Below are 26882 nucleotides of genomic sequence, written 5' to 3'. Positions count from 1 at the left end.
CTCCTTAGTCTCCTAGGTAGGCTTGTAGGACGCCGGGATTGGCTCGCACCTCTGCTGGCGTTCCTTCGGCAATGCTGGTTCCACGATGCATGACCGTGACCCGGTGGCATAATTCCATCACAAACTCCATATTGTGCTCGACGATCAGAAAAGTCACCCCTCGTTGATTGAGGGTACGAATACGGTCGGCCAGGTAATTGACCATGGTGGGATTGACTCCTCCTGCTGGCTCATCCAGGAGAATCACCTGCGGCTCAGCAATCAGGATAAAGGCGAACTCCAGTAATTTTCGCTGCCCAAAGGACAGATTGCCCGCGGGCAGATCCTTGAACGTGTGCAAGCCCACAAACTCCAGCAGTTCGAGCGCGCGTTGCCGCTCATGGGATGCGCTCCACCAGCGAAACATCCCCCTGAGATCTGTGCGTTGCACGGCCACGTGCATGTTTTCGAGTACCGTGAGACGCGGAAAGATACGCGTCAATTGAAAGGTGCGCCCTATCCCCAGGCGAAAGATTGTGTCAGGCGCTTTATTTGTGATATCCTGGGCCTGGAAACGTACCTGCCCACTATCAGCCCGCTCGTAGCCAGTAATAATATTAAACAGCGTGGTCTTGCCCGAGCCATTGGGACCAATCAGTCCGGTAATCGTCCCCTGCGCCACCGAGAGCGAGCACGTGTCCAGGGCCTGAATGCCACCAAAGGCTTTGTGCACATCCTGGATTTCTAAGCAATTCATAGATTGGCTCCCTCTTTCGTTTCCACCTCCGGGCTTCCATCTTCCCCTGCTGTAGACCTATGGCTCACCCTGCTCATCGTGCGATCTCGTTCCTGCGCTCGCATAGCCTGAAATCTGCTCCACCGCGCCTGTAGCGAGGGGACAATGCCCTGGGGTAAAAGCAGGATCACCACCAGGAAGAGTGCGCCATAGACGATTAGATAGTAGCCGTTTTGCCCGTACGCCAACGCAAAATATTGCTGTGTTGGTTCCAGGATCAAGGCCCCCAGGAGTGGACCCGTAATGGTGCCCAGCCCCCCGAGAAAAGCCATCAAGGCGATGGCAATATCGAACAAGGGATCAAAGGCCGTCGCGGGATAGACCGCTTCGACAAAATACGCCCAGATGGCGCCCGCCATCCCAACGATCAACGCGGCAAGCGCAAAGGCGAGCAGCTTGGATATTCCAGTCTTTACTCCAAGGCCAAGCGCGCGATCCTCGTCATCGCGAATTGCCAGCAGACCCAGCCCATATTTTGAGTGGCGTACGCCCCAGGAGACCGTCAGCGTTAACAGAAGCAGCGCCAGTGTCACATAGTAAAAGGGAATATTAAAGAAATCACCGCCCCAATCGAGAGGAATGGGGAGGCTGAGACCCGTAGAGCCTTTCGTAAGCCAGGAGAGGTTATAGGCCAGTAACTGGATGATAAAAAACATGGCGATCGTGATCACCACAAAGGTATGGCGCCGTACCCGTAGTGCAATCCAGCCCAGGGGGATGGCAATCAATGCCGCGATGAGCCCTGCCAGGGGGACCAGGAGAAAGGGTGCGTAACCACCAGCAATATGCCAATCCTGGCAGAGGATAGCCAGCGCATAGGCACCCAGGCCAAAGTAGGCGGCATGACCCAGGGCAACATAGCCCGTATACCCGGCGAGAATATTCCACCCACTGGTTGCGACCGCGAAGATGAGCGTGAAGACCGCGATTGTGGTCACGGTAGGATCAGAGAAGAGAAGTGGGAAGGCGCAGGCAAAGACCAGGAGTATTCCTCCTCCCGCAAACGTGGCGATCCTCATTGTTTTCTTCCTTCCCTCTGTCCAAACAATCCCTGGGGGCGCAGCACCAGGATGAATACCAATAGAAGAAAGAAGACGATATTGGCCCAAACCGGAGACCAGGTGACGGCGGTGACGTCCTCGATCACCAGCATGCCGACAGAGGCCGCAAGAGCACCGGTTAAACTTCCCATCCCTCCAAAGATAATAATCGCGAGCAGGCGCGAGATCAGGTCATAGGCGCTCCCGGCATTGAAAGTATTGGTCGCGCCAAAGGCCATGCCCCCGGCGGCAGCTAGCGAGATCCCAATGCCAAAGGTAATCATCGAAACACGCTCGACATCAATGCCAATCAGTTCAGCCGCTGTCCGGTTCTCCATGGCCGCGCGCATACTGCGTCCAAAGCGCGTACGATAGAGCAGCAGATAGAGTGCTCCCAGCAGCAGCACCGCCAGTAGGAAACCAAACACATAAATGTAGGAGAGGTAGAAGTTGACTATACGAAACGACGCCGTTACATACCAGGCGTGTAACTGGATATAGTCCGCTGAGAAGAGCAGGTTGAGGATACCTTCGATGATGAGGGCAATGCCAAACGTTACCAGGATAGACAACATGGTGCGATCCCGCCTGATCGGGCGAATAAAGAGCCACTCAAGCACGATGCCCAGGAGAAACAGACAGGGCATCGTGATGAGGAGGCCCAGGAATAAATCGATGTGTAGTTGTTGCTCCAAAACATAGCTCAGGTACGCTCCCAGGATCACAAGCGCCCCCTGCCCGATATTGATAATATCCATCACGCCAAATACCAATGTCAGCCCCGATGCCATTAAGGCATACACGCCACCCGTTAAAATTCCCGTAATGATGGCCTCTATAATAATGCCGACCATACAGCCTCCTTCTATGGGCTGGAAGATGGGTAATCCCTCCCCGGTTAGCACAAGCGTTATCAGGGGTTAAAGCATCTGTGGAGATGAGCGCGCCTGCCATCTTCCGAGTACTGAACAGATGGCAGGCGCCACTCCTACCAGACGCCTCGTTACGTCTGGCAGAAACAGCATACTAGGGCCAGTTCGGTTTAGGGTAGACAGGTTTCGCCGTGGCAATGCTGGCCGGATAGACACGCTGCACGGAACCACCCTGCCACTGGAAGGTAAAGCCCTTGCCATCGACGTTCTCGCCTACGTCGTTGAACTTTACATCCCCTTGCAGCGTCTGGAAGGTGTTGCCCGCGTGCAATGTGGCGAGCAATTGCTTATTGTCGATACTATGAGCCTTGTTCACGGCTTGTGCCAGGACCTGCCCTGCCGCGTAAGCCTCCGCCGTATCGGCGCTGATCTGGTCAGCTGTCCCGCCATATTTAGCGATATAGTCTTGGACCATCTGCGCGTTTTGATAGGTCGTCAGCCCTGGAGCCCAGGCATTGGGAAAGAAGATGCCTTCCGCAACAGAGCTACCTCCTATGGGGCCGGTAAATTGCGCTCCCTGGTCAGGTCCCGCGGAGGCAATAATAGCCTTAGGGTTAAAGTGCTGCTGCTTGAAGGCCTGCACATACGCGGTCGCGTCGGGGAGCATCGAGCCTAACACGACGAGTTGCGCATTAGAGGCGATAATCTTCTGCGCTATGGGGGTGAAGTCGGTGGTTTCTGCCGGGTACACCTGGTACGAAACGGTTTTTACGCCCCCCTGTTCCAGTAGCTGGCGTGCCCGGTCGATCATGGGCTGTGTAAAGGGATCGTCTTCCGTCGCATAGGCCACCGTCTGTGGGCGCTGGTCAGCTGGCAGCGAGAGGATATATTCGACAAAGCTATCCATCTGATTCACAATAGGGGCGGTTACATCAAAAATATTATGTAAGCCCTGGGTAAAGACTGAGGGACCGCCACCAGAACCTTCCAGCATGGCATAGCCATAGCGATTTGCTACCACGGATGCTGGCTTGGTTAAGAGCGTTGAATAGGGGCCGAAGACAAGGTCGTCATGGTTATTGGTAATCAGCTTCTGATAGTTGGTAACAACCTGGGTTGTATTGCTCCCATCAGAGAGAAAATCCAGCTTTACCTGGCGCCCGAGCAGCCCACCATTTTTATTCACGGTATCAGCCCATAGCTGATAGCCTTGCTCTGTCGCCTTGCCATCGGCGGAGAAGTCGCCTGAGAGCGAGACAGAGACGCCGATTTTGATGAACGCCTGAGACTGGGTATTCGTGGCTGTATTATTCTGTGTGCAGGCGCTGCACATCAGCAACACTACCATCAAGAGCGCCAGCAGCGGAAGCCTGTTGCGTTGCCAGAAAGTGTGTCGTCCTACCACGGGTGTTCTCCTTAGTACTGCACAATAATCGTCAAAAGATTGCCAGGGGATGCTAGCGCCTGGCCTGACATCGTGGGAGGTATCATGCGCAATTGGGATGTGCTATGAATGACAAGTGGTGCCTTGTATGTTCGCTTGCTTTCCCTCCTTTCATGCCTCGCGAGCCTTACTGTGTGGGAAACATTACTGCAATAGCCCTAGCGGCTCCTCAATGAGATCCGCGAGCAGCGACAAAAATTTTGCTCCCAACGCGCCATCGACGGCGCGATGGTCGCATGAGAGAGTCAGCATCATCGTAGGTTGAACCATGGGTTGTTTCTGCACAGGCACCACACGTTCCGCTATACGGCCCACTGCCAGAATTGCAACCTGTGGCGGCTGAATAATGGCGTTAAATGCGTCGATGTTGTACATCCCCAGGTTGCTGATCGTAAATGTTGCTTCACGCAGGTCTTCTGGTCGCAGTTTTCTGGCCAGGGCCCTGGCTACCAGGTCTCTGCGTCGCCGGGTAATCTCTTGCAGACTCAATCTATCTGCCTGGTGAATGACGGGCACAACCAGACCATGCTCGGTAGCCACGGCCAGACCTATATGGATAGCTTGCTCTAGATGCAACGTTCCTTCGCGCCATGAGGCATTGAGCCGTGGAGAGGTTCGTAGTGCCAGCGCCACAATTTTTACCAGCAGATCGGTGTAGCTTGTCTGCTCGGCTGCGTGCTTGCGTCTATGTTGATACCAGGTCTCTAAGCGACTGGCATTGACCTCGCGCACCAGGTAGAAATGAGGCACGCTCGTCCAGCTCTGGGTTGTGCGCTCAGCCATGATGCGCCAGATGGTGCTCAATGGCTGATCTTGCTTTTCATGTACTGCCGCAGCTTGAGGCATAAATACGACATCTGCCGCCAGTACGGCCCCTCCTGGTCCACTCCCTTTGATCTGCGCGAGATCTTTTCCCTGCTCTGCCGCTAATCGTCGTGCTTTGGGCGAGGCCATCGTTAAACGCGGTGTCGTCTGGGCTATTGGAGTGGTGGGTTGCTGCTTATGGGCTCCCTGCTGATTGCGCAAATAGGTCATGACGTCCGCCTTTTGAATGCGTTTGCCCTCGGCCTGAACAAGACTCAGATCCAGGTTGTGCTCAGCGGCGATGCGCGACGCCAGGGGGCTGGCTGGCAAGGATGGCTGGCGCGTGTGGTCTCCTGGGGAAGATCGCGAGATGTTTGTCGCCTCCCCGGCACTGGCTGCCTTTTCGCCTGGAGCAAGGATCGTGGCAATGACCTGCCCTACCGGAACCTCCTCGCCAGGCTCGGCTACGATCTGGTCGAGCACGCCATCGGCGGGAGCTTCGATCTCGACCGTGGCTTTGTCGGTCTCGATTTCTACCAGGGGTTCTCCCTTTGTGACCTGCTCGCCACTAGCTTTGAGCCAGGTAATGATCTTCCCCGTGTCTTGCGACATTCCCAATGCTGGCAGGATAACTTGTGTCGTCACCATGGACCTCCTAGAAAGCGGGGGAAGCGAGGGCTTTATAGCCACAGACACACCCTTTTCTTCTCACAAGACATCGCATGTGTTCACTACTTCAGCTGGGTATTGAGATTGGACTGGGTTTCACGTATAGCAGCGAGGGGACCTGTCGCAGTATAGTAGTGCGCTCCAGCCACCAGCAATTGTTCAGCGGGGAAACGCGTAATGACCTCGCAGCCACCGTGGGTCACTACCAGTTGTTCTTCGATGCGCGCCGCGGACCAGCCATCTGAAGCGGGCCAGAAGGTTTCCAGGGCAAAAACCATCCCTTCCTCAATGGCCTCGGGATGTTCAAGCGAGACCAGGCGGCTGAAAATAGGCTTCTCCCAGATCGAGAGTCCGACGCCATGCCCATATTGGAGTGCGAATGCGGCCTCTTCGTTGGGGAAACCAAACTCCTCGGCTTTGGGCCAGAGTTTGACAATATCAGCTGTGGTAACACCCGGCTTGATGGCATTGATGGCTCGATCCAGGATCTCCCGACACCGTTTATAGGCATCGACCTGGGCCTGGGAGGCGCTCCCCACGACAAAGGTGCGGTAGTAACAGGTGCGATACCCGTTGTAGCTATGCAAGATGTCAAAGTAGGCTGGATCGCCCGGTCTCAAGGCGCGATCCGTATAGACGTGCGGGTGAGGGCTGCATCGCTCGCCCGAGATGGCATTGACCCCCTCGACATGCTCCGAACCCAGATCATAGAGCACTTTGCTGACCAATCCAACACACTCATTCTCGCGGATCCCCGGTTTTAGCGCTCGATAGAGCTCGTCATACGCCGCATCGACCATCATACAAGCTGTCGCCAGGAGCGTAATCTCATCCTCTGTCTTGATTAAGCGCGCCTGTTGCAGTAATTGCTGTCCATCGACCACCTGAATACCCTCGGCCTGCAAGGCGAAGAGCACCGGCAATTCGACCACATCTACTCCCAATGGCTCGTGGAGGAGCCCACGTTCCTCTAGCTCGATGCGAATTTTGCGCGCCACATCTTCAGCGCGGCCAGACTCTGGCGACATAGCACCGCGTTGTGTGGAGATACCCGCGCGCGAACGCTCACTTAGCCACGGCGCATACAGTTGGTGATGGCGCGCGGCTGAGCCAAAGTCCCACATGATCGGCTCATCGTCCTGGGGTAAAAGAGAGAAACGGGCCAGCTTATCCATGGCCCAGGTGCCAATGTGGGTTGCCGTAATATAGCGAATGTTATTCATATCGAAGCAGAGGAGCGCCCCCATCTCCGATGCTTTCAGCAGATGTTTGATCCGCGCAAGGCGCGTGGTGCGTAAGCGCTCAAAATTCGCGCGCTCCTCCCAGTCTACGCCCATCAAGCCATAGGTTTTGATCGCCATATCTCTCTCCTTCGTTGGAAATGTCTAGACACGACCACATAACGTTTTGGCTACATCTACCACCGTAGCAGCGGTAGGGACTGTGAGATCTTCCAGGACGGGAGAAAAGGGTACTGGCACATTCATAGCACCCATGCGCCTGACCGGGGCATCCAGGTAGTAGAACGCGCCCTCGGCAATGACTGCGGCAAGTTCCGCGGTGACGCCATAGCGTTCGTATCCTTCGTCGACTACAATCACACGACTAGTCTTTCTGGCTGACTCGATCAAGGTCGCGCTATCCAGGGGAACAGTAGTACGCGGATCAACCACCTCCGCACTTAACCCCAGTGTCTCAAGCTTCTCCGCCGCCTCAAGCGCAACCTGTACCATGCTACTGGTCGCGACCAGGGTAATATCGGTTCCGGCGCGTTTGATATCCGCCACCCCAAAGGGAATGGTATAGTCGCCTTCGGGTACCGGGCCTTTCAACTGATACATCATCTTATCTTCGAAGAAGATGACGGGGTTCTCATCGCGAATGGCCGTCTTGAGTAGCCCCTTCGCGTCATATGGCGTGGATGGCAGGGCCACCTTTAAACCAGGAATATGACTCACCCAGGCGTGCAAACTCTGACTATGCTGAGCCGCGGTGCGACGGGTCGCCCCCAGGGTCGTGCGCACCACCAGGGGAACCTTGAGCTTCCCACCGGACATATAGTGAACCTTGGCCGCCTGGTTCACGATCTGGTCAAGGGCGAGGGTAATAAAGTCGCCAAACATAATGTCGATAATGGGGCGCATGCCTGTCATTGCGCCACCGACTCCCACGCCTGTAATCCCAGCCTCCGAGATGGGGGTATCGATGACACGCGCGGGGCCAAACTCCTCAACGAGGCCAGAGAGGACTTTGAATGGCGTCCCGGCTTCGGCCACGTCTTCGCCCATGATGAAGACACGCGGGTCTCGACGCATCTCCTCGGCCAGGGCCTCGCGAATCGCCTGCCCAAGCGTGGTCTCCTGGACCTCCTGGTTGGCTGTGGTGCTAAGCATAGACATCTTGTTCCACCTCGCCTGGCTGGGGAAAAGGTGCAGAGAGTGCGAAGCGCTCACCTTCCGCAACCTCGGTTCTCACGCGTTGTTCGATCTGCGTAAACGTTTCATGCCCCGCGAAGCCCTCTGTGCTCAACCATTCGGCGAGGAGCTTGAGGGGGTCGCGGTGTTGTATCCAGTGCTCCTCCTCTTCTTTCGCTCGGTAGTAGGAGCGCTGAATATCGCCGACATGGTGTCCAAAGTAGCGATAGGTATCACACAGGAGGAAGGCAGGCCCCTCGCCCTGGCGCGCTCGCTCAACCACACGGTGCGCGGCTGCGTAGACAACGCGCACATCCTGCCCATCAATCTCTTCAGTCAAAAGACCAAAGGCCCTGGCCCGGTGCGCCATCTCGCCTGCTGTGGTTTCAGCATTGTGTGTGTATTCGTTGTACTGGTTGTTTTCACAGACATAGACCACGGGCAGCTTCCATAAGGACGCCATATTCATGACTTCGTAGAGAAGTCCCTGCCCAAGCGCACCGTCGCCAAAGAAGCAGGCCGCGACCCGGTCGCTCCCCCGCATCTTGCTGGACATCGCGGCACCCGTGGCAATGCCGGCACTTCCACCGACAATGGCATTGGCGCCCAGGTTCCCTGTATCCTGGTCGGCGATATGCATGGACCCGCCCTTGCCCCGGCAATAGCCCGCTTCTTTACCCAGCAGTTCCGCAAACATGCGATCTACTCTGGCCCCCTTGGCGAGACAATGACCATGCCCCCGATGTGTACTGGTGATGTAGTCATCGCGTCGTAAGGCCTGACAGACACCGACCGCTATCGCCTCCTCTCCACTATAGAGGTGCGCCAGGCCAGGCATCCTGGCGGTGCGATAGAGCTCATTGACGTGCTCTTCAAAGACGCGAATTTTGAGCATCTGTTCATACATAGCCAGCCAACGAGCCTGCTCCTCATCTCCTTGCGTGTACTCTGGATGGGCGGAATTGGATGCTTCTGGCTGTAACATGGCGTTCTCCCGCAGCTATTACAGATCGATGCCGGACATACGAGCCAAAACCTTGTAGACGATGGCGAAGTCATGCTTGGCCAGGCCCTGGGCGCGGGCCGCCGTCAGTAACTGATTGCTGAGGGCAACACTGGGAAGCGCCACATCGAGTTGTCGCCCCAGTTCTTCCGCCAACAGCATATCTTTCTGCATCATGTTCACATCAAACCAGGCCTCTTCAGGCATGTTGAGGATAAAGGGAGTGCGATACTTGAGTGAGGGAGAGGCAACGACGCTATTGAGCATGACCTCAAGCGCCGTCTCCAGGGGATGCCTCCCTTGACGGCTAAGAGTAAGCCTTCATAGAAGCCCTCTATTTGCACCTGCAAATTCAGGTTAATAGCGATTTTCATCAAGACCGCCAGGCCATTTTCGCCAACATAGTTGACGGTTGGTCCGATATCCTGCAAGATCGGCAGCACCTGCTCAAAAATAGCTTTTTCGCCCCCAACCATCAGCGAGAGTTTCCCTTGCTCAAGCGTAATGACACTCCCAGACACGGGTGAGTCGAGCATATGCGCTTCCTTTGCGGTCACCTGGGTGGCCAGGTGGCGCGAAGCCGAGGGGCTGACCGTACTCATATCAATGTAGATTTTTCCAGCGCTCAGGCCGGACAGAATGCCATCGGGGCCATGAAATACCTGGTGTAACGCGTCGGTATTGGTGACCATGGTAAAGAGAATGTCTGCCGCCTCAGCCACCACACGCGGAGAGCCCTCCCAGCGCATGCCAGCATCGAGAAGCCATTGTGCCTTCGACCGAGTGCGATTATACCCTATCACCGTATGCCCGGCATCCAGAAGCCGTTTTGTGACACGGCCTCCCATTGCCCCTAGCCCGATAAAGCCAAGATGAGCCATAACGTCCTCCAAGTGCAAACAAACAGCGTAAACTGGATCATACAAGACAGCTACTACGCAGGATGAGCAGGACCAGCACTATCCTCGCGCACCTGGCGTAAATGCTCCCGCATGGCCGCACGCGCGGCCTCTGCATCACGCCTGATGACGCTTTCAAAGATACGCTTATGATGGATTTGACCGCGTTGTGGGCCTCCCGCAACGGAGAATATCTGTTTGCGTTGTTCACTCAGCAGGTTCACAATTGAATTGGTCAGGAGGAGGATTAAAATATTTTGTGTGGCCTGTGCTAAGGCCTCGTGGAAACGATTGTCTGCGACAATAAACGCGTTGGCATCATGCATATGTGCATCCATGACTGCTATCGCTTCACGCATGGCTGTAATCTCTGTCTCTGTGGCACGCTCCGCGGCGATTGCAGCAATCTCCGTCTCCAGGATTTCGCGTACCTCCAAAAGATTCTCTGACCCTCCCATCTCCCCCAACTTCAACTTCATGACCAACCCAAGTGAGCTCTGGAGCGCGGTATGCGCGCCGTCAATGACAATTGTTCCACGCCCCGGTCGCGTGTCCACCAGCCCTTTCTGGGCCAGAATTTTCATGGCTTCACGCACAGCGGTTCGGCTGACATGAAACTGTTTCGCCAGGTCAACCTCTGTTGGTAGCCGGTCTCCGTTGCGCAATTCGCCATTGAGAATGCGCTGCTCAATTTGTTCAGCAATCTGCTTGAAAACCTTAGCCGTTTGAATTGGCTCATACATAAGTGCTATATTTCCTGAAAAGTCCCTATAAATACATGTTATCCAAATCTACAGGGATAGGATGATATAATCATCATACTAACTATATAAATAAAAGTCAATACTAAACAGCATCATATATTTTTTGTATCCAATAAGAATATATTATTACAACCATATCTATTCTAAGCAACCAAAGGATATTCTCTTTCTACAGTTCAATTATTATTTTGTGCTGAGTGATATAAAAATCTCCCTGATAATGACAGAAGCTACTACCCACTAGGAAAGAGAGGGCGCTATGCAGAAACCTTTTCAACCATTTCATGCGGGGCGCCGCAGAGAGGATTACACGGCGCTAACAGGCAACGCCCACTATGTTGATGACCTTAGATCACCTGTAGGACGCCCTCCGGCGCTACACATGCTGGTGGTACGTAGTCCCTACGCTCATGCCAGGATCGTGCGCATCCATTTGGATGAAGCTCGCTCATTGATTGGGGTCGTGGGTGTCTTTACGGGCGCTGAACTGGTGGGCGCGCTACCCACATTGCCTACCGGCCCAATGCCGGGTGTCTTCGATCCCGGGCGACATCCATTGGCGGTAGAGCGAGCGCGCTACGTTGGCGACCCTGTTGCCGTTATCCTGGCTGAGACCCTGCCCATCGCAGAGGATGCGCGCGACCTCATTGATGTGGAGTACGAGGTGCTGCCAGCCGTGGTTGATCTAGAGCAAGCCATGGAGGCGGAGGCGCCTCTCCTCTACGAGGATCTTGGATCAAATGTGGCCTTTGTGCATCACCTGCGTGGTGGGGAGAGCGAGGCAGCCTTTGCACGAGCCGATCATGTCCTACGCCTGCGCCTGGAGAATCAGCGGCTCGCGCCCAGTTCTCTTGAGTCGCGGGCTTGTATGTTTGACTTTGACCCGGACAGTGGACAACTTTCAGCCTGGGTTTCGTCGCAAGCAATTTTTCGTGTCCGCGAGACACTGGCCATGTTCCTGGGGCTGGATATCGGGAAGATTCTCGTACACAATGCCGAGGTTGGGGGAGCCTTTGGGGCCAAGAATGTCTTTCTGGGTGAGGAAGTGGTTGCCGCCTACCTGGCGATGACACACAAGCGCCCGGTCAAATGGATTGAGCAACGTGATGAGAACTTGCAGGCTCAGTCTCAGGGGCGTGGACAGATACACGATATTGAGGCCGCCTTTCAGACAGATGGAATATTACTTGGCTTGAAACTGCGTTCCCTGGCCGACCTGGGCGCCTTTCTCGTTGCGACGACAACGATGGTGCCTACACGTGTTCCACTCATGTTATGCGGACCATACCGGGTACAGGCGATTGAGAGCGAAGTCATTGGCGTATTTACAAATAAAGCCACCACTGCTCCCTACCGGGGTGCAGGCCGACCCGAGGCGACCTATATTGTGGAACGTGTCATGGATCGCATTGCACACGAACTGGATATCGATCCTGCGGAGGTGCGCCGTCGTAATTTTATCGCACCCCAGGATTTTCCGTATCGCACAGTCACAGGTGTGGTCTATGATAGTGGCAACTACCAGGCCACCCTTGAGCGTGTCCTGGAATTGGGCGATTACCCAGGCTGGCGCGCCAGGCAACGAGCGTCTCGAGCCAGTGCACATTCCAGGCTGTTGGGTATCGGCCTCGCCTCCTTTATCGAACTGTCGGGCGATAGCGTGACTCCTCCCGCCCATATGCCACGCGAAGCCGCAACTGTACGCATCAGGCGCAATGGTACCATCCTGGTACAATGCGGCGTGGCCCATAATGGTCAGGGTCACTTCACTACCCTTGCCCATATCGCGGCTACTGTCTTCCAGTTGCCAGATGAGCAGGTAGAGGTACGTATGAATAATAGTAGCCTGCCTGGCTATAGTGTGGGGACCTTTGGGAGTCGCATCACTCAGGTAACTGGCTCGGCCGTTCTACTGGCTGCGGAAGCCGTTAGAGACAAAGCGCTTCACTATGCCGCGTGTCTCCTAGAGGTTTCCACAGCCGACATGGTACTGGAGCAGGGACGTATCAGTGTTCGTGGGACACCTACACGAGCTATACCCCTTGGAGACCTGGCGCGCCAAGTTGAGGAACAGCCTGAACTGATCGAGCGTGAAGTCGCCAATCCCGCAAACGGAACGCCAATTGAGGGACTGGCGGCGTGGCGTGAGTATAGTCCCGCTGGTGCGGCCTATGCTTCGGGGGCGCATCTCGCTGTCGTGGAGATTGATCCTGATACTGGTGAGATACAGATACTCAACTATGTTGCCGTCGATGATTGTGGGCGTATTCTCCAGCATGAGCTGGCGGAGGCACAGGTCCATGGCTCTCTAGCCCAGGGTATTGGGCAGGCATTATACGAAGAAGTTGTCTATGATGAGGATGGACAGCTTCTCAGCGGTACACTCATGAATTACGCCTTGCCCCTTGCGCATATGCTCCCTGCCTTTATCACCGATTTCGTCGAGACGCCCTCACCGTTTAATCCCCTGGGGGCTAAGGGCGTGGCTGAGTCAGGTTGTATTGGTGCGCCACCAGCTATCGTCAATGCCGTGCTAGATGCACTCTTCCCTCTTGGTATTACCACCATTGACATGCCGCTTACACCAGAGAAAATCTGGGCATTGCTCCATATCAGGCGCCAGAGAGACGTATAAGTCCCGCCTTTCAGCAGTGAAGCTTGTTTGACTGCCAGGCAGAGATATGCTATCATTCGGCTTATCTCAATGCACAACTCCAGTAGCAAAGTAAAGAAAGGGATATTGATGGTTAGCGCGACGATACAGCCCACCAGCGCGTGGTGCTTTCGCTCTCGTTACGCGTGTGTTAACGCGTTTCGTGTCGCCCAAGGCCTCACTATGCCCTTTTTCAGGGGGTCATTGACGCGAAGCTGGAGAGAAAAAAGCTAGCCAGAACGTCAAATGCACAAGCCGTGGGTGACACATACAGATCTCGCCCACGGCTTTTCTTTTCCACTCCATTTCTCGACGAGAAAAAGGCCGGGGTGAGCCATATGTCTTTGCCCACGGCCTTTTTCTACATAGGGGACACACCCTGTATGGATGCCTCTCTACCCTACATCGTGAGAATGGAGTTTTTTTACATGCTATCTCAGAAAGAGAACGCGACCTCTACGCAGTCTCTCTGGCGCAATCGTGACTACCTGCTCTTGCTGAGTGGTCAACTTGTTTCGTTTGTTGGCGATCAGCAACAATTTATCGCGCTCCCGCTGCTGATCTTAGCCCTCACTGGTTCGGCGCTCCAGGCTGGTATCGCCGTAAGCTTGAGCACAATAGCAATGCTGGTGGTCGGTCCCATCGCGGGCGTGCTTGTGGACACCTGGGACCGTAAACGCGTCATGCTGCTCTGCGACGCCGGGCGCATGCTCTTGATCCTGAGTATTCCCCTGGCCTTCTGGTTCCATGTGCTGACCATGCTCCACATCTATATCATGGTGACGCTGGCAGGCGTGCTCGGAACCCTGTTTAGCGTCGCGAACGCGGCCTCGTTGCCCAACGTGGTAACACAGGAGCAGCTTCCTGCCGCTCTTTCCCAGTCCCAGGCGGCGTACTCGGGGATACGCACCTTTGGCTCGCTCCTTGGGGGGACTCTCTATAGCCTGGGGAGCGCCTTCCCCTTCCTGGCGAATGCCCTTTCCTTTGGCGTGTCGGTCTTTTCATTGCGCCTCATGCGCGGAAATTTCCAGAGCAGTCAACAAGAGGGGGTGCGGCTTCCATGGCACCAGTCCCTCACCGAGGGCTTTTCCTGGTTGTGGCAACAGCCCTTGCTCAGGTTTCTCACCCTCGTCAACGGCGCGGACAGCCTGCGCTATGGCGCCGGGTACCTGGTAATCCTTATCCTGGCGCAGGAGCTTCATACCTCCCCTGGCGGGATCGGGGCCATCTTCACAGCGGCAGCGATTGGAGCGGTGATCGGGAATCTCGCCAGCAACTGGGTACGTCGGCGCTTCTCCTTCGGCACCATCGCGATCAGTATGCTCTGGCTCGAAGCCTTGATGTTTCCTCTCTACGCGATTGCCCCAAATGCCATCGTGATGGGCTGTATCGCCGCTGCGGAAGAACTGGTTGCCCCCATCTATTCTATCGCGCTTGACACCTACCGCCTCACGGCGACCCCCGATACCATGCGGGGCCGCATGAGCAGCACAGTGCAATTGATGACCCGGGGCGCGCAATCTCTGGGCGCCATTCTCGGTGGATTGCTCATTCAAAGCATGGGTGCCAAGGTGAGCGCGCTGCTCCTGGGAAGCTGGCTGATCCTCCTAGCCATCGCCACCACCTTGAATAAGCGAGTTCGCCAGGCCTCGCTACCTGTGCCTGACGCGGCTCAGTAGGAATACAAACAGAGGTGATGCGCAGTCGCGCATCACCTCTGCCTATGGCTGAGTACTTGCACAGCGCCGATAGTGATCGCTCCCTTGCAGAAAAACATCGCTATAATGGGTGAGTGTTTTGATCCACCGCTCAATTTCGGCTTGACATTCGGGTAAGCATGGGTTATTATGAGCTTATCTTATTTTTGGAGGTCCAATCTACCATGCACTTAATCACAGCTAAGGTGTTGCTAAACGAAGTGAGCTGTGTCTACAACTAGGTAAGGTCGTCTCTCCGCGAGTCATTGCGATGATTGTGCGCTTCAATATACGGCCATACCCTTCTTCGAGAAGCTACAGATAGTTTTCCGCTCTTCTGTAGACGTTCTTTTCACGCTTCAGAATCGGCCCACTTCGCCTCAGAGGGCTACTTTTGCTTGCCTGCGTATCGTACGCGGTTACACATTGTCTCCCCTTCAGCATCACCGCTTCCCCACCACACATAGCCTTACCTTGTCGTAGGCTATGCTCTTATGCTGCACACGTGTACCGTGTGTCCTCATGTTCCGCAATAGACAAAGGAAGAAACAAGTTTGATATACGTTCAGTTAAGACGCTACTGGCGCTTCCTGACCACTTACCTCTTTCATGCTCTCAATCGTTACTGGCGGCTGTTGGCCCGCTATCTGCGCCCCCAGTGGCCGCGCATGGCCCTGCTGGCTCTGATCCTGGTTGGCACCATTTCTGTACAGGTGATGACACCGCTGGTCGCAAGCTACTTTATCGATCAGGCCACCTCTGGCGGGGATCTGCATAATCTGATCATTCTAGCACTGTTGACCATGGTCCTGGCGCTGGCGGGGCAGGGCCTGGCTGTCGCCGAAACCTACGTGGCCGAAAATGTGAGTTGGACGGCCACCAACACATTGCGCGCCGACCTGGTGGCTCACCTACTCCGGCTAGATGCCTCTTTTCACACGGCCCATACGCCGGGCGAGTTAATCGAGCGCGTGGATGGCGATGTCGCCACCCTGGCTCGCTTCTTCTCCCGCTTTGTGGTGTATGTGCTCGGCAACGCCGTCTTGCTGATAGGCGTCCTCGGGCTACTCTATCACGTGGACTGGCGGGTAGGCCTGGGAATGAGCGTCTTTGTCGTACTGGCCCTGACGGGTATGCTGCGCATCCGCGCCGCTGCCACACCTTCCTGGGCGGCGGAGCGCCAGGCCAGCGCTGATTTCTATGGTTTCCTGGGTGAATACCTGGCTGGCCTGCAAGATATCCGCTCCAGCGGAGCGGGCGCGTTTGTCCTGCGCCGCTGCGCCGAGGTGATGCGCTCGTGGCTGGCCATCACACGTAAGGCACAGATGTGGGGCTATGGCCTGGGCGCTACCAGCCAGGGGTTGTTTGCCCTCGGCACGGCGGCCGCGCTCGCCCTAAGTGCCATGCTGTTTACATCTAGCACACTGACCATTGGCGCGGTCTACTTGATCTTTCAGTGTACCGAGATGCTGCGCCAGCCGACCGAACAGATCCGTAACGAAGTACAGGATCTGCAACAGGCAGACGCCAGTATGGCACGTGTCGAGGCGCTCCTGAATACCAGGCCACGCGTGATCGATGGCCCTGGCGTGGCATTACCGCCAGGACCGCTGGCGGTGGAATTCGAGAATGTTTCATTTAGTTATGCGGAGGATGCGCCAGTCCTGCGTGGCGTTAACATATCATTGGCGCCAGGCCGTGTGCTGGGCGTGGTGGGACGCACGGGTAGCGGGAAAACAACGCTGACACGGCTCCTCCTGCGCTTCTACGATCCTGTGGCGGGTGCAGTGCGCCTGGGAGGAGTGGACCTGCGGGAAGTTCATCTCTCGGCATTGCGCTCGCGCATTGGTCTGGTCACGCAGGAAGTAAACATTTTCCATGCCAGCGTACGCGACAACCTGACGCTCTTCAATGACAGCATACCTGATGAGCGTATTCGCGCCGCGCTGGATACCCTGGGTTTGGGGAACTGGCTACGGGAACTGCCGTGTGGGCTGGATACCCAGCTCTTGCCCGATGGGGCAGGGCTCTCCGCCGGGCAGTCCCAGGTGCTGGCATGCGCCCGTATCTTGCTGCTCGATCCAGACCTAGTCATCCTGGACGAGGCCTCCTCGCGTCTGGACCCGGCCACGGATCGGCTGGTACATACAGCACTGGGGCGGTTACTTGAAGGCCGTACCGGCATCATCGTGGCTCACCGGCTGGCCACTATCGCATATGCTCACGACGTCCTGGTCCTGGAGGATGGGCAGGTGCGCGAATACGGGCCACGGCTGGCTCTTGCTGCCGACCCCACTTCACGCTTTGCCGATTTGTTGAGCGTTGCCACTGAGGAGGTCTATCAATGAAACAACTTCCAACCTGGCGCTACCTGCTGCAAATGGTCCGCTATCGGCCCTGGCTCTACCTGCTGCACGCGATCTTGTGGGGGACGTTCAGCCTGTCATGGCTCCTGGCAGGGCTGGTAGCCCGCGCCTTCTTCGATACCCTCACCGGTCAGGCGCACTTGCCTGGTGGGGTGGCGGGACTGATCATGCTGCTAGTCGTGATCGCCTTGTGCCGCGTGGCCTTGTGGCTCACCGCTGGTTTCGTTGAAATTATGATGCGTTTCATGATGAGTGGGCTCCTACGCCGCAACCTATTGCGCCACATTCTGAAGCGGCCAGGAGCCAGAGCGCTCCCCTACTCCATCGGCGAAACCATTAGCCGCTTTCGCGACGATGCCTATCAGGGCGAGGATGGCGTGGACTGGAGCGACGAGATTACAGGTCAGGGTCTGCTCGCCGTCGTGGCCTTCCTGGTGCTCCTGCACATTGATGCTCGTATGACTTTGATTACCATCCTGCCTCTCGTGGTCGTGACGCTCATCGCCCGGCGGGCGAGCAATACGTTGGGTCGCTATCGCGAGGCCAGTAGTCAGGCTACCAGCCAGGTCACTGGCGCCATCGGCGATATCCTGGCAGCGGTGCAGACGGTGCAGGCCACCGGCGCCGAAGAGCGAATCCTGGCTCGCTTCCGTCGACTGAATGAGCAGCGCCGGACAGCGATGCTAGCCGATCGCCTGGCGACGCAGGTTCTGGACGCTATCACGGAGAATACGGTGAGCCTGGGGACGGCCCTCATCATGTTGCTAGCCGCTGGCAGTCTGCGCAGTGGTAGCATGACGGTGGGCGACTTTGCTCTGTTTGTCTTGTACATGAGCTTTATCGCCGATTTCACCTCCGGGCTAGGAAAGTTCCTGGCTCACTACCAGCAGACCGGGGTTGCCTTCGCTCGCATGGGAGCTTTATTGGGGGATGCTCCGCCATCAGCTCTGGTAGAGCATACGCCGTTGCACTTGCGCGGACCTTTACCCGAGGTCCCGCCTCCAGTGCGTAGTGTGACTGATCGGTTATTCCTCGTGGAGGCACAGGGGCTGACCTATCGCCACCCGAAGTCGGGGCGAGGCATCGACGCGGTGGACCTACGCCTGAACCATGGCACGCTGACAGTGGTAACGGGGCGCGTCGGCGCGGGCAAGACAACGCTTCTCCAGACACTCCTGGGTCTGCTACCCAGCGAGGCAGGCGAGATACGTTGGAACGGCGACGTCGTGGACGACGCTGCCTCCTTCTTTGTGCCGCCCCGCGCGGCATACACGGCGCAGGTACCACGCCTGTTCAGCGAGACGCTCAGGCAGAACATCCTTCTAGGGCTACCAGACGACTCTGCGGTCCTGACCGCTGCCGTGCGGGGAGCTGTTTTAGAGCGCGATGTGCAGGCACTGGAGGAAGGTTTGGAGACACCAGTGGGTACTCGCGGCGTCAAGCTCTCGGGGGGACAGATGCAGCGCACGGCAGCGGCGCGTATGCTGGTGCGCGGAGCCGAGTTGCTGGTAATCGACGACCTCTCCAGCGCGCTGGACGTCGAAACCGAACGCACTCTCTGGGAACGCATCTTTGAGCGCGAAGATACGACCTGCCTGGTCGTCACACACCGGCGCGCCACCCTGCAACGTGCCGATCACATCATCCTGCTCAAGGATGGCCATGTCGACGCTGAAGGAAGACTGGACGAGTTGCTCGCAACCAGTGAGGAGATGAGGAGGCTCTGGCAAGAAGACGATGGGAAGGTATATGAATAACAAATAGGGACTAAGGAACCTGGCCAGGCTTTCAGAAAAATCCGAAAGCCTGGCCAGGTTCGGTTGTGTTTTAGCGGGGACCACGACCTTCGTTGATGCGCCAGGTGATCCGGCCTCGTGTCAGGTCGTAGGGCGAGAGCGCAACTCGCACCTTATCACCCGCCACAAGACGTATATTTGACAGCCGCAAACGTCCGGCAGGCACTGCCAGTACATGATGCTGCTCATCGATTTGGATTTTAAACATGGCGTTGGGAAACACTTCAACCACTTCCCCAACGACCAGAATGTCATCTCTCTCTTTTGCCATACTATCCTTCCTTTGCCATGCTCAGTTCAGCACAGTCTCTTCAAGAACCGCCTTTTGCAGATTCGTCTCGCTGAGGTCCGCGTCGCGCAGGTTTGCTCGATACAGCAACGTCCCATTGAGGTCTGCCCCACACAGGTTCGCGCGACAAAGATGGGTGCCACTCAAGTCCGCGCCGCTGAGATTGGCTTGGCTGAGATTGGCTCTGATCAAGTTGGCCCGATAGAGATCGGCCCAGGTGAAGTCTACGCCGCTGAGATCTACTCCGCTCAAGTCGGCATTGCTCAAGCAAGCCCAGGCTAAATCGGAGCCGCTGAGATCAGGCCGAATATCCGAATGCTCTTGCCTCCATTGATTCCAGGTGTGGACATTCTGTTTGAGCAGGTCAAGATGTTGCTGATTCGCCAATTGGTTTACCTCCAAATGTGTCTCTGTTACACGCATGATGATCCATCCCATTCAGCTTGATTGGAATGTAACTCCTCTCCAGGCGAGCGGGCAAAAAACACGTTCACTCCCTTCAAATCGAGAATGTCTTCAAGCGTTCGTTCGATCCGAAGAAAAGGTGTGGCTCGCACGGAGTAAGAATGATCAGAAAGAGCACAGCGAGGTGGAACAGCAAAAGAGGAAGATTGATAGTGGCTCTGTTACACGATACCCTGCTGGGTGTGCAAGGCCAGGAGGCACATCGTGTATTGCTGCCCATGCTCTGAAACATGTGCTAACACAATTTGTCTCCTTTCCTAATTGGCTGAATGAGCATCCAGCCTGAAATAATACAAAGGCATCATTGGCTGAACAGGTAACTAGAGTATAGCAGCCATCAGCAAAATTTACAAGAGTTACTCCATGTGCATACGACCAGCCAGTAGGAAAGGTGTGCTTAGTATGTGCCATGCTCTTTAAAGAGGGCTCAGCTTATCTGTCTTGATTTTAAAGGATGTTGCCGCCTAGCATGAAGCGTAGGGTCCATGCCAACATAGACCCTACAAGGTAGCGCCTGTAAGGCTGCACTAACGCGGCAATTCGATCTGATACCGGATGAAGCCACGGTTCTCGGCCATCTTATCGTATAGATACCGTGCCGTGGTGTTGGATTCATGGGTAGTCCAGTATACACGGCAACAGCCATGAGCCCCAGCCCAATCGATGACAGCGGCGATCAACGCGCGAGCCACGCCTTTGCCGCGCGCATCCGAGGCGGTGAAGAGATCCTGTAAATAGCAGACATCTGGTCCCGACGTGCTGGGATGGACGAGGAAATGAGTAATACCGACAAGCCTGCCATCCAGCTTGGCACCGAAGGCGTGCAGGCTCGTATCTGCCTGGAATTCGCGCCACGCCCGGTCGTACATCTCGGGCGACTCAACCCGCTGATAGAAGTCGATATAGGCGCGGAATAGGACTTCCCAGGCAGCTCTATCGGAGGGCATGAGCTTATCAATACTGATCATGTAGTACTCTCCTGATTTATGAACAAAGGGAATCAAGCCCCAATAGGTAAGTGGGATCGCGAAAAGCTAGCGATCCCACTTACCTATTGGGAGCAACAATCTCGTGATCCTGGAAGAAGGCACGCCAGGGGCCACATCCAAGCATGAAGGGTTGTATAAGCGCTCGTTCCGCCTGGATAGTGTGATTCAAATCGTGAGCCGCCCATGTATGAAGGAACTGTGCCAGGGTGACCGTACCAAACTTCGGATGCTGGACAGTCCGCTCCAGATCCTCATCCTTCACTTGCTGAATCAGGACAAGACTTTCTTGACGATGCTGTGCAAACGCAATAGCAAGCTGTTCAAGTGTCTGTGCAGCAAGATCTGGGTGTGGCTCGTTGGGATCGAAATCGCTGAAGTCCTGGCCCGTCAGGAGAGCGCGGAAGCGCACAGGAAAGAGCGCACGTTCCGCATCCACCAAATGCTGTAAGCAACTGCGTGCCGACCACTCCCCTGCGGCTGGCGGATGTATCAGCAGATCATTGGGAAGTGTGCTGACCAATTGCTGCCAGCGCTCTGGAGTAGTAGAGAGGACCGCGTGTACACGCTCTAACATAGTATTCATGAGAACCTCCTTTACTTCCTTTGAGTTTTTTTGCCGTTTCTCTGAGTACCTCTTTGGCATCCTCCACCAATTCCATCTTTTTGCTCCTGGAGCTTTTTTGCTTCAGTATATCATGCCTTCTGAGGAACAGTGGAACGCCTTCACTCCCTGCGTGTGCATTCGTTCCGCTGTTTTTCAAACAAAAGCCGACAGCAACTCTTCTACAACTGTACGAGTTTCATTGCTTGGGCGAAGTGGGGATCTTCCAGGCGAAACCCATCGGGATTGGTACCGCGTGCCAGCGCCAGGTGGTAACTAAAGAGTTGGAGCGGGATCAGGCAGGTAATCGCAGTGAATGGCTCAGGGGCACGTGGGATAGTGCCTACAGCCGCCGCATCCTGCTGGATACTGATAGCCGTACCATCGCTGACCACGATGAAGGGGGCACCAACCGCCTTAATCATGGTGGCAAGTTCGAGGACACGGGCCTGGGCTGAACCGCCAGGGGCGATGAGAATGAAGAGGTCTTCCGGTTCGACGCACTGGAATGGACCGTGCAGCATGACCTCAACCGGCATACCTTCGGCCTGGAGATACGAGGTCTCCTTGATCTTGAGCGCGATCTCCAGGGCCGTGATGCCAGACGGCCCGCCTCCTACGATCCAGATACGGCGGTGCTTCAGATGAGCGCTTGCCACCTCCGCCATCCGCGCATCTGCCTCCAGGCAGGTTCGCAAGATGGTGGGGAACTCTTCTTGCAGGAAGGTGGGCGCGTGGGGCTGCTGCTCGAGTGCTTCAGCCAGGCAAGACAGCGCGGCGATGGCGCCAGTGTAGCTAACCGTGTGAGCCGAAGATTTATCCTGCTCGGTGGTCTTGAGAGTGATGTCGGCATACTGCATGGTGCTGGGAGCGCCCTCGCCCGTGATAAGCAGCGTATAACAACCGGCTTCTCTGGCACGTTTAATGGCCTCCAGGCTGTAGCGTTTGCCACCGCGATGACTGATGACGATCACACAATCCCTGGCACTCAGGTTGGGGCCGTAGAGGGCGAAATCGAACGCGTGCATCGTCTGGATGGGTACCGCTACACCATAATACCTGAACAGGTGATAGCCTACTTCGGCTGCGTGGAACGAGGTTCCGATGGCGACAATGAAGATGCGCTGAGCTTGCGCGAGCCTGGGAGCAATCTGCCCAGTCAGAGGACGAATACGCTGGATAATCGAAGCCCAAGCCTGGGGTTGGGCCATCACTGCGTCATACATGTGAAAGGGATGCTGGGTGCGAGATTCGGCTGCCATGGGATGATCCTTTCTCTTGTCAGGAATACTCCTGATGTTGGTAAGAGTATGGTATCCTGAGATTGATCTCCCCACCAGGGCCATTTTGTGCTAAAGTGAGAGGACCAATGCAGCATCTCCGCATACCACTAGGAAGGGAACGGCCTTGACACAATCTGCCTCCATTGTCGCTTCTCTCTGTCTTGTATTAGATCGACAGTTGCCGACACCGCTCTTTCGCCAGCTCTACTCCGGCCTGCGCGAGGCCATCCTATCCGGGCATCTTGAAGGTGGGACACGCCTGCCGCCGACGCGCGAACTGGCTGAAGAATTAGAGGTTTCGCGCAATACGGTGGTGAATGCTTTTGAGCAGTTGATCGCCGAAGGCTACCTGGAAGGCAAGGTTGGGGCAGGCACCTACGTGACCTCTATACTGCCGGAAGATGTCTTCAAGACGAACATCGACGTGAGAAATGCCTCTAGTGGGGTACCCATGTCTGGCGCGGCCATTTCGCGCTGGGGAGCTTCTCTTACGGCCAAATCGGTCGTGCCGATCCGCTATGCCCGCAATCCTCGTGCTTTCCAGCCAGGTGTGCCTGCAATCGATAGGTTTCCCTTTGATCTCTGGGCGAAGTTGACGGCCCGCTGTTGGCGCCATCCGGCGCGTGAGTTGCTCTCCTATGGCGATCCGCATGGCTACTGGCCCTTGCGTGAGGCGATCGCGGGCTACCTCAAGGCGTCCAGGGGTATGAAATGTGAACCTGAGCAAGTGATCATCATGGCGGGTTCCCAGCAGGCGCTGGATCTGACGGCCAGGGTGCTGCTGGATCCTGGTGATGCCATGTGGATCGAAGACCCTGGCTATCTAGGTGCGCGGCATGTCTTTGCTGGTCTGGGTGTACGCCTGGTACCCGTTGAGGTCGATAAGGATGGCTTGAATGTGGAGGAGGGTATACGGCGTTGCCCTGACGTACGCCTGGCCTATGTGACACCCTCGCACCAGTATCCGCTGGGGGTTACGATGAGTCTGGCTCGACGGCTGGCACTGCTTGAGTGGGCGACACGTACAGGAGCCTGGGTGTTAGAGGATGACTATGACAGCGAGTATCGCTATGAAGGACGGCCCCTGGCTGCTCTGCAGGGCTTAGACAATACGGGCCGGGTCATCTACATGGGCACCTTTAGCAAAGTGCTGCTGCCCGCGCTGCGCCTGGGTTACCTGGTTGTTCCACCTGCGCTCGTAGACACCTTCGTGCAGGCCCGCTCGATCGCCGATCGGCACTCCCCGTCGCTGGACCAGATGATCCTGACTGAGTTCATGAACGAGGGGCACTTCGCACGCCATATCCGGCGCATGAAGCACCTCTATGTCGAGCGCCAAGCGGTATTGATCGAAGCAGCCCGCCAGAAGCTAGACGGCCTGCTGCAGATCCAGCCCTCCACAACCGGCTTACACGTCGTGGGCTGGCTGCCACCACGCCGGGACGATCGTCTCGCCAGCCAGCATATTCAATGCCAGGGAGTCGATACTCCGCCGCTTTCGGCCTACCACATTGCTCCTCCGCAACGTAGCGGCTTGGTCCTCGGCTATGCGGGCGTGGAACCGCAAGCCATACGCACGGCCGTCGAGCACATAGCAAGAGCGCTTAGCTGAGATCCACTTAGGCGTTTAACCCATTCCCTCTTCTTCGTGCCCAAAAAGAAGCAAAATTCCTGGCTCAGCCGGAAGCATAATATGGTATCCTTTTCAGTGTTAGGAAGCGTTGGATGGAACGCGAGACACAGGCGTAGGGAACTCGTGGTAGGGTGTATACCTGCCTTGTTTCAGCGAGACCAAAGAGGCAACAAGTGCCCAATACACGCATAATTCGATGTCGCGAATGCGCTTTTCATGTAAAGGAGTACAACTTTGCAACCAGCTACTCGTCGTGAAGATACTGTTGAAGATTATCATGGAACCCTTGTCGCCGATCCGTATCGGTGGCTAGAGGAGGTATCGACTCAGGAAACACAGGCCTGGGTTCAGGAGCAGCACAGCGCTACCCGCACATACCTGGATGCCATTCCGGATAGAGGCCAGATCAAGCAGCGCTACCGTGAACTCTTTAATTATCCTCGCTACTCAACTCCTTATAAGAAGGGAGAGAGATACTTCTTCTCCAAGAACACGGGGTTGCAGAATCAAAATGTGCTCTATACGCAACCTGCTTTGGGCGCGAATATGCAGGCCGTGCTTGATCCCAATACCCTCAGCGCGGATGGCACAATCGCCCTCACCAATCAAGCGATGAGTGAGGATGGAAAGTTACTGGCGTATGGAACGTCAAAGAGTGGTAGTGACTGGCAGGAAATTCGCATTCGCCGTGTGGACGATGGTCGCGATTATGATGAAGTGATTCGATACTGTAAGTTCGCCTCGATCGCCTGGAGACATGATAGCACGGGCTTCTACTACAATCGATTGCCAGAGCCGGGGACAGTACCTGAAGAGGATCAGGCCAACTATAGTAAAGTCTACTGGCACAAGGTTGGTACCCAGCAAGAAGAAGATCAACTCGTCTTTGAACGGCCAGAAGCCAAGGAGTTAAGCTTTTCACCGTTCATCTCAAACGATGGGGTCTATCTGCTTCTCAACGTGTGGTGTGGAACTGACCCGAAGAACCGCATCTATTACCGAGAGGTAACGAGCGATGAGCCCTTCATACGCTTGCTAGACGAAGCCGATGCAAGCTACAACTTTGTGGGAAACGATGGAGCGATATTTTACTTCCAAACAAACCTGGATGCACCTCGAGGAAGAATCATCGCAATTGATACAACAAAGTCAGAACGTACACAATGGCGTGAAATCGTATCTGAACAGAGTGACGTGATGGATTTTACGTTGATCGTCAATCAGCAGTTTGTGCTCGGTTATATGCATGATGCGCACCACCAGGTGAAGCTCTACAACAAAACAGGCACATTCTTACGTGAAATCGAGCTTCCCACCCTCGGCTCAATCATGGGTGTAAGTGGCGAGCCAGATGACGATGAACTCTTTTTAAGCTTTACCTCGTTTCTCTACCCATCAACCGTCTTTCGTTATGACTTTGAACGTCATGAATTAAAACCGTTGTGGGAGACACCACATACATTTGATCCATCTGGATATGAGACCCGGCAGGTCTTTTTCACCTCAAAGGATGGCACGCGTGTCCCCATGTTCCTTACCCACAAGAAGGGGCTCGTGCTCAATAGCACTAATCCCGTTCTGATCTACGGCTATGGTGGTTTTGATATCAGTTTGACGCCCAGCTTTGGCATCACCCCACTGCTCTGGATTGAGCGTGGAGGGATATACGCGGTAGTAAACCTGCGCGGTGGCAACGAGTACGGCGAAGAGTGGCACAAGGCTGGAATGCTTGAGAAGAAGCAGAACGTTTTCGATGATTTCATCGCGGCTGCTGAGTGGCTGATTGAGAACAAATATAGCAATCCTACCCGCATCGCTATTGAAGGCGGGAGCAATGGAGGGCTCCTTGTCGCCGCGAGCATGGTCCAGCGCCCTGAGTTGTATGGAGCGGTCATCTGCCGCGTGCCAGTCATTGATATGTTGCGCTACCACAAGTTCACGGTCGGGCGCTACTGGATCTCAGAGTATGGTGATGCTGAGCACAACCCAGAGCATTTTAAATTCATGTACGCGTACTCGCCATTGCACAACGTGAAGGAAGGGGTCGAATATCCTCCGACCTTGATCATGACAGCGGATACGGATGATCGCGTTATCCCTGCCCACGCCTGGAAGTTTGCCGCGACACTCCAACACGCATACCAGGGAAAGAATCCGATCTTGCTGCGCTTTGAGCTGAAGGCTGGACATGGAATGGGGAAACCAACCGCGAAGATTATTGAAGAGGAGAGTGATATACTGGTCTTCTTATTCCAGACCTTTTCCATGCAATAGGGTTGCTACCCGTTGCAGAAAATCTGCAGTGAAACTCCGCCGGCGGTTAAAAACCGTGCGGCTTCTTGCGGTTGTATGAGTAATAACATGCGAGAACCGTTTGCAAGCGCCACTACTCCAGTTGATTCAGCGTGTCCAGTAGATCATACAGC

22 protein-coding genes are annotated in these 26882 nt (G+C 55.5%); 6 read left to right on the top strand and 16 right to left on the bottom strand.

Annotated features, from left to right (window positions below; all coding sequences use genetic code 11):
• Positions 1-4: 4 nt before the first annotated feature.
• The 11 genes from JMJ04_RS43970 to JMJ04_RS43920 form a co-directional block, all read right to left on the bottom strand.
• On the bottom strand, positions 5-736 hold the full coding sequence (locus JMJ04_RS43970; RefSeq protein ID WP_201376698.1) for an ABC transporter ATP-binding protein: 732 nt from the start codon (positions 734-736) through the stop codon (positions 5-7).
• Positions 733-1794: a branched-chain amino acid ABC transporter permease gene (locus tag JMJ04_RS43965; protein WP_201376697.1), complete on the bottom strand. Its 1062-nt coding sequence runs from the start codon at positions 1792-1794 to the stop codon at positions 733-735. Before JMJ04_RS43965 ends, JMJ04_RS43970 begins: the two co-directional genes overlap by 4 nt.
• Positions 1791-2669: a branched-chain amino acid ABC transporter permease gene (locus JMJ04_RS43960; protein ID WP_201376696.1), complete on the bottom strand. Its 879-nt coding sequence runs from the start codon at positions 2667-2669 to the stop codon at positions 1791-1793. The genes JMJ04_RS43965 and JMJ04_RS43960 overlap by 4 nt, the downstream gene beginning before the upstream one ends.
• Before the next feature lie 172 nt (positions 2670-2841).
• A complete protein-coding gene (locus JMJ04_RS43955) occupies positions 2842-4092 on the bottom strand; it encodes an amino acid ABC transporter substrate-binding protein (RefSeq protein ID WP_201376695.1) in 1251 nt (416 codons plus the stop codon).
• 183 nt (positions 4093-4275) lie between these two features.
• Positions 4276-5583 carry a dihydrolipoamide acetyltransferase family protein gene (locus tag JMJ04_RS43950; RefSeq protein ID WP_201376694.1) on the bottom strand — a complete coding sequence of 436 codons (1308 nt, stop codon included), beginning with the start codon at positions 5581-5583 and terminating at the stop codon, positions 4276-4278.
• Positions 5584-5666: 83 nt separating this feature from the next.
• Positions 5667-6965: a M24 family metallopeptidase gene (locus tag JMJ04_RS43945; RefSeq protein ID WP_201376693.1), complete on the bottom strand. Its 1299-nt coding sequence runs from the start codon at positions 6963-6965 to the stop codon at positions 5667-5669.
• A 24-nt stretch (positions 6966-6989) separates the two neighbouring features.
• The gene (locus JMJ04_RS43940; RefSeq protein WP_201376866.1) at positions 6990-7997 is read right to left on the bottom strand and encodes an alpha-ketoacid dehydrogenase subunit beta; all 1008 of its coding nucleotides are present in this window, start codon (positions 7995-7997) and stop codon (positions 6990-6992) included.
• On the bottom strand, positions 7990-9003 hold the full coding sequence (locus JMJ04_RS43935) for a thiamine pyrophosphate-dependent dehydrogenase E1 component subunit alpha (RefSeq protein WP_201376692.1): 1014 nt from the start codon (positions 9001-9003) through the stop codon (positions 7990-7992). Before JMJ04_RS43935 ends, JMJ04_RS43940 begins: the two co-directional genes overlap by 8 nt.
• Positions 9004-9021: 18 nt before the next feature.
• Positions 9022-9288 (bottom strand): NAD-binding protein, encoded by a 267-nt coding sequence (locus JMJ04_RS43930; RefSeq protein WP_201376691.1) that lies wholly within the window; start codon positions 9286-9288, stop codon positions 9022-9024.
• Positions 9201-9902, bottom strand: coding sequence for an NAD(P)-dependent oxidoreductase (locus tag JMJ04_RS43925; protein WP_201376690.1), 702 nt, complete (start codon positions 9900-9902; stop codon positions 9201-9203). Before JMJ04_RS43925 ends, JMJ04_RS43930 begins: the two co-directional genes overlap by 88 nt.
• A gap of 53 nt (positions 9903-9955) precedes the next feature.
• Complete coding sequence (locus tag JMJ04_RS43920; RefSeq protein WP_201376689.1) at positions 9956-10663, bottom strand: FadR/GntR family transcriptional regulator; 708 nt, start codon at positions 10661-10663, stop codon at positions 9956-9958.
• A 280-nt stretch (positions 10664-10943) separates the two neighbouring features.
• Here JMJ04_RS43920 and JMJ04_RS43915 point away from each other — a divergent pair, with 280 nt between their 5' ends.
• The 4 genes from JMJ04_RS43915 (at position 10944) to JMJ04_RS43900 (ending at position 19157) form a co-directional block, all read left to right on the top strand.
• Positions 10944-13319, top strand: a complete 2376-nt coding sequence (locus tag JMJ04_RS43915) for a xanthine dehydrogenase family protein molybdopterin-binding subunit (protein ID WP_201376688.1) — start codon at positions 10944-10946, stop codon at positions 13317-13319.
• A gap of 446 nt (positions 13320-13765) precedes the next feature.
• Positions 13766-15016 carry an MFS transporter gene (locus tag JMJ04_RS43910; RefSeq protein WP_201376687.1) on the top strand — a complete coding sequence of 417 codons (1251 nt, stop codon included), beginning with the start codon at positions 13766-13768 and terminating at the stop codon, positions 15014-15016.
• A 572-nt stretch (positions 15017-15588) separates the two neighbouring features.
• A complete protein-coding gene (locus JMJ04_RS43905) occupies positions 15589-17382 on the top strand; it encodes an ABC transporter ATP-binding protein (RefSeq protein WP_201376686.1) in 1794 nt (597 codons plus the stop codon).
• On the top strand, positions 17379-19157 hold the full coding sequence (locus JMJ04_RS43900; RefSeq protein WP_201376685.1) for an ABC transporter ATP-binding protein: 1779 nt from the start codon (positions 17379-17381) through the stop codon (positions 19155-19157). The genes JMJ04_RS43905 and JMJ04_RS43900 overlap by 4 nt, the downstream gene beginning before the upstream one ends.
• A gap of 70 nt (positions 19158-19227) precedes the next feature.
• Here JMJ04_RS43900 and infA read toward each other — a convergent pair whose 3' ends face one another.
• From infA to JMJ04_RS43875, 5 genes are all read right to left on the bottom strand, one after another.
• Positions 19228-19467: a translation initiation factor IF-1 gene (gene infA / locus JMJ04_RS43895; protein ID WP_201376684.1), complete on the bottom strand. Its 240-nt coding sequence runs from the start codon at positions 19465-19467 to the stop codon at positions 19228-19230.
• A gap of 21 nt (positions 19468-19488) precedes the next feature.
• Positions 19489-19908, bottom strand: a complete 420-nt coding sequence (locus JMJ04_RS43890; RefSeq protein ID WP_236039148.1) for a pentapeptide repeat-containing protein — start codon at positions 19906-19908, stop codon at positions 19489-19491.
• A gap of 569 nt (positions 19909-20477) precedes the next feature.
• Complete coding sequence (locus JMJ04_RS43885; protein ID WP_201376683.1) at positions 20478-20918, bottom strand: GNAT family N-acetyltransferase; 441 nt, start codon at positions 20916-20918, stop codon at positions 20478-20480.
• A 79-nt stretch (positions 20919-20997) separates the two neighbouring features.
• Positions 20998-21522: a DinB family protein gene (locus JMJ04_RS43880; RefSeq protein WP_201376682.1), complete on the bottom strand. Its 525-nt coding sequence runs from the start codon at positions 21520-21522 to the stop codon at positions 20998-21000.
• A 200-nt stretch (positions 21523-21722) separates the two neighbouring features.
• Complete coding sequence (locus JMJ04_RS43875; protein ID WP_201376681.1) at positions 21723-22802, bottom strand: SIS domain-containing protein; 1080 nt, start codon at positions 22800-22802, stop codon at positions 21723-21725.
• Between the two features lie 145 nt (positions 22803-22947).
• Here JMJ04_RS43875 and pdxR point away from each other — a divergent pair, with 145 nt between their 5' ends.
• Together pdxR and JMJ04_RS43865 are read left to right on the top strand one after the other, a co-directional pair.
• Positions 22948-24435: a MocR-like pyridoxine biosynthesis transcription factor PdxR gene (gene pdxR / locus JMJ04_RS43870; RefSeq protein ID WP_201376680.1), complete on the top strand. Its 1488-nt coding sequence runs from the start codon at positions 22948-22950 to the stop codon at positions 24433-24435.
• A 255-nt stretch (positions 24436-24690) separates the two neighbouring features.
• Positions 24691-26730 carry a prolyl oligopeptidase family serine peptidase gene (locus JMJ04_RS43865; RefSeq protein WP_201376679.1) on the top strand — a complete coding sequence of 680 codons (2040 nt, stop codon included), beginning with the start codon at positions 24691-24693 and terminating at the stop codon, positions 26728-26730.
• The last annotated feature ends 152 nt before the right edge of the window (positions 26731-26882 follow it).

This window comes from Ktedonobacter robiniae, assembly GCF_016587375.1.
In the GTDB taxonomy this organism is placed as follows: domain Bacteria; phylum Chloroflexota; class Ktedonobacteria; order Ktedonobacterales; family Ktedonobacteraceae; genus Ktedonobacter; species Ktedonobacter robiniae.
This window is presented reverse-complemented; position numbering and strand designations above follow the sequence as displayed.